Annotated in this window: 6 protein-coding genes; 2 read left to right on the plus strand and 4 right to left on the minus strand. The window is 65.1% G+C overall.

Features of this window, described 5'->3' with window-relative positions; all coding sequences use genetic code 11:
- A partial coding sequence (locus A2I95_RS27360; protein WP_291734977.1) for a serine protease occupies positions 1 to 689 on the plus strand: 689 nt, incomplete at its 5' end.
- A gap of 294 nt (positions 690 to 983) precedes the next feature.
- Here the strand turns inward: A2I95_RS27360 and A2I95_RS27365 are convergent.
- From A2I95_RS27365 to A2I95_RS27380, 4 genes are all read right to left on the minus strand, one after another.
- Complete coding sequence (locus tag A2I95_RS27365; protein ID WP_291734980.1) at positions 984 to 1,625, minus strand: SDR family oxidoreductase; 642 nt, start codon at positions 1,623 to 1,625, stop codon at positions 984 to 986.
- Between the two features lie 14 nt (positions 1,626 to 1,639).
- Complete coding sequence (locus tag A2I95_RS27370) at positions 1,640 to 2,152, minus strand: DUF1178 family protein (RefSeq protein WP_291734983.1); 513 nt, start codon at positions 2,150 to 2,152, stop codon at positions 1,640 to 1,642.
- A 68-nt stretch (positions 2,153 to 2,220) separates the two neighbouring features.
- Complete coding sequence (locus A2I95_RS27375; protein WP_027259831.1) at positions 2,221 to 2,994, minus strand: EcsC family protein; 774 nt, start codon at positions 2,992 to 2,994, stop codon at positions 2,221 to 2,223.
- Positions 2,995 to 3,042: 48 nt separating this feature from the next.
- A complete protein-coding gene (locus tag A2I95_RS27380; RefSeq protein ID WP_291734986.1) occupies positions 3,043 to 3,531 on the minus strand; it encodes a GNAT family N-acetyltransferase in 489 nt (162 codons plus the stop codon).
- A 121-nt stretch (positions 3,532 to 3,652) separates the two neighbouring features.
- Here A2I95_RS27380 and A2I95_RS27385 point away from each other — a divergent pair.
- Positions 3,653 to 3,864, plus strand: a 212-nt coding sequence (locus tag A2I95_RS27385; protein ID WP_367152763.1) for a flavin reductase family protein, incomplete at its 3' end; no start/stop codon positions are given.

Below are 3,864 nucleotides of genomic sequence, written 5' to 3' on the forward strand. Positions count from 1 at the left end.
CCCGCCTTGACGGCGTACTGGACCCGGCAGCGGGCGGTGACGCAGTGCAGAGCATCGACCTGGTTTCCGGCCTGGAAATCCGCAAGCCGAAACTGTCGCGTTCGGGTTTCTTTGTCGATGGCGACGGCAGCGTGATGACCACCTCGGATGTGGTGGCGGGCTGTACCCGCATCACATTGGACCATGGCTATCAGGTGGAAATAGAGGCCAACAACACCGCAGACGGCATCGCCATCCTGCGCCCCGTCCAGGCGCTGGCACCTGCAGCGGTTGGTGAACTCAGCGCCGCTTCGCCGCGGCTGCAGTCTGAGATCGCTGTTTCCGGCTTCTCCTACGAGGGCGTCTTGGGCGCACCGAGCCTGACTTGGGGCAAGGTCGCAGACGTCAAAAGCCTGGATGGCAACACCGGCGTTGCCCGCCTGGAGCTGGCAGCCCAGCCCGGCGATGCAGGCGGCCCGGTTCTTGACAGTACCGGGGCTGTTCTGGGGATGCTGCTGCCGCGCCAGATCGAGGGCAAGCAACTGCCCGAAGGCGTCAGCTTTGCCGTCAACGCCGAAGCCATCCGCAGCGCGCTGAACACCGCAGGCATGACCCCGGCAGCACAGAGCGCGTCAGCAGGCAGCTTGCCCAATGCGGCTATGACCCGGCTGGCGTCCGGTATGACCGTGCTGGTCAGCTGCTGGGAGTGACCGGCTGGCCGTCATTCGTGTCAGGCCTGATCAACAAGACAAAAGCCGGCTCAGGTTCTGCGCCGGCTTTTTCATGCCCGCGGTGCCTTCAAAGGGCGGCAGTTCAATCACAGGCAGGTGCTCCCGCCCGGCAACGGGCCTTATCAGGCCCTATGCCCGTTGGGCATAGCACCGTGCCAGTGCAAGGTGCCGCGCCGCGCATTTGCGCGGCGCCCGGCCCAAACCCGCCAAGGGGGCTGGCGCAGCCAGGCACCTGCGGGCGCGGGAGCTTCGGCCTGCTCTGCCGCAGCCGGTTCAATAGGGGTGTATGCGGCCGTCCCAAGTGTGAAAACAGCCGGTGGTATCCAGGTTCAGCACCGCGAACTCATTGATTAGCCCGGCGACAGACTCTTCCACCGTGATATCGCCTTCATGACCACCCATATCGGTGCGCACCCAGCCGGGATGATAAATCCCCACAGAGATCCCTTCCGGCTGCAGATCCGTCGCCAGATTGCGTCCGATGTTCAGCGCTGCCGCCTTGGAGGCGCGATAGGCATAGCTGCCCCCCGGCGCCCGCGCCTGGCTGGCCATCTGCGAAGACAGGATCGCGATCTTGGGTTCCTGTGCCAGCCGCAAATTAGGCAGCATCGCTTGCACCGTCAAAAACACGCCGGTCACATTGGCGGCCAGGGTCTTGGCCCAGACCTCGGCTGAGTAGTCTTCAAGCCCCATCGCCTTGTCGATATAGACCCCGGCATTGCACACCAGCAGATCCACCGGCCGGTTCTTGATCTGGGCCGCAAAGCGCGCCTGCTGGCCGGGGTCGGAGACATCCAGCTTGACGCCCGAGGAGTGATCGCGCGAGGAGCCTGTCACCTCATAGCCCGCCTCCTGCAGCCGCTTCACCAGCTCCTTGCCGATGCCGCGGCTGGTTCCTGTTACAACTGCATGCATTTTTGCTCTGCCCTTCAGTTTGTTTTGCGCCCGGGACGGAACGGCAGCGGCATCACCGGCACGCCTTCCTCGATCAGTTCCCGCGCATCTTCCAGCTTTGCCTCGCCATGGATCGCCCGCTCCGGCGCCTCGCCCAGGTGCATTGCCCGTGCCTCTTGAACAAAACTGCCGCCGACGTAATCGGAGTTTTCCTCAACCTTCTTGCGCAGATCGGCAATAGCCTGTTCGACCTCACCCGAAGGACGGCTCAGCAAGCCGGGGCCTGCAAGGGGAGTCGCCGGAGCGGTTGACGGCACCGGAACGGGAGCGGCCGGCGCAGTTGTCTGCGGTTCCGGTTCGCCGACGGCAGACACCGCCTTGCGTCCGGGGCGCACCCGTGGCGCCATTATGGCTTTCTCCACCTGCGCGCCGCCGCAGACAGCGCAGGACACCAGGCCGGCCGCCGCCAGCTTGTCAAACGCCGCAGCCGATTGGAACCAGCTGTCGAAACTGTGGCCATCGGTGCATTTGAGGCTGTATTGAATCATGCTTTCCCTCTTAACAGGAAGGGATGATTAAATCTCCCTCTCAGGCAAGTGCAAGAGGTCTGTTGTATCTACTGTGCCGCACCCGGACTTTGCAGCCGCTGCCGCAACTTTGCTGCCAGCTCCTCTTGCGGCAGATCTGCATCCACCGCCAGCCGCCGAAGTCCGAAATGCACATGCGCCATCTCGCGGTAATATCCTGCAAAGACGTAATTCACCGCGGCCCCGGCCACAGCCCCCGCAATCGGCACCGCCTGGGCTGCCAGCTTTTGCCCCAGCACTGCACCCAGCTTGGGCGCCACCTGGGCAATCAGCTTGTGCAAGCCTCCTGGCAGCCCCAGCCGCACCGAGACAAAGCCCAGATCCGCGCCGTCATCCCCGGCCAAAGGGCCTGCCGCCGCAAACACCTGGATGCAGTCAAAGGTCACGCTTTCGGCCTCCGGATCGAACCCCTCCGCAGCTGCGGCGCCCTGAATAGTCCGGAGCAAAAACGCCGTTGTCGCAGGCAGCTCCACCAGTGCGCCCGGCAGGCCCGCGGCGCCGCCCGCAGCGCCCATGGCCGCGCTCACCACCCGGTCGACGCCCGGTTTCTGATCCGCCACCAGACGGCGTGACTGGCTGGCCCCCTTCATGGCAACCCTGAGCGCGGTCTCAGTGGCGCCTGTCAGCCCGGCCCGCACCGGTTCCGGCAGCCGCTCCAGCAGGCTTTCGCCGCTGCCGCCCAGCCGGTTCAGCAAATCCACGCCAATACCGCCCGCCGCCCGGTGGCGCTGCGCCAGCGCGTCCAGCTCAGACTCGATTTCCTGCGGGGTGAATTCCCGTGCTGTTGATAGAACGTCCGTCAAATGCGCCTCCTCTGCCTATCCAGAAGATCGGCAGCCAAGGGCGGAAATTCAACCCTGCCAGCGGCGCACCTGCCCTTGAACGCCGTCCCAGGCCGCCTCTTGCAGCGCCAGTCCCAGCACCCGGTCCGGGTTGGTCGGCGGCGGCATTTCCACCCCTGTCAGTTTGGTGAACCCAAAGCGCCGGTAATAGGGCGCATCGCCCACCAGCATCACCCGCGCCCAGCCGGTTTCCTCCGCCTTGGCGACGCTGTCGCGAATCAAAGACCCGCCCAGCCCCTCGCCCTGCCGCGTCGGGTGCACCGCAACCGGCCCCAGCAGCAGTGCGGGCGCTGCGCCAACCAGAACCGGCCAATACCGGATCGCCGCCGCCAGGATCCCGTCGCTGTCCCGGGCCACCTCGCTCAGCCCTGCAACCGGCGGCACCCCGTCGCGCAACCGGTAAGACGACAACGCCTCGCGGCCCGGCGCAAAGCACAGGTCATACAGCGCCTCAACCTCCCACCGGTCGTCCGGCTGCTCTGCCATCAATTCGATCACGCCGCCATGTCCCTGTTCCGGCCTCCGCATTTTCCCCCTGCAGGCTGGCATTCGGCCTAACACGGGCGTAAGCCTTGGGCAAACACCTAAGCCCCTGAAATCCCCTAAGCAGGAAGCAAGAATGTTCTACCGACCCGAGGACGGCCACGGCCTGCCCCACAACCCGTTCAACGCCATTGTCACGCCACGGCCGATCGGCTGGATTTCATCTCGCTCGGCAGACGGGGTGAACAACCTGGCGCCTTATTCCTTTTTCAACGCGGTCGCCTACAGCCCGCCGCAGGTCATGTTTGCCTCCACCAGCAGCAAGCCGGACCAGGAAGGCACCAAGGA

It is taken from the genome of Leisingera sp. F5 (assembly GCF_001593695.1).

Excerpts from the sequence above, each read along its gene's own strand:
- A2I95_RS27370 (WP_291734983.1), bottom strand. The coding sequence starts at position 2,152 with ATGATTCAATACAGCCTCAAATGCACCGATGGCCACAGTTTCGACAGC.
- A2I95_RS27365 (WP_291734980.1), bottom strand. The coding sequence starts at position 1,625 with ATGCATGCAGTTGTAACAGGAACCAGCCGCGGCATCGGCAAGGAGCTG.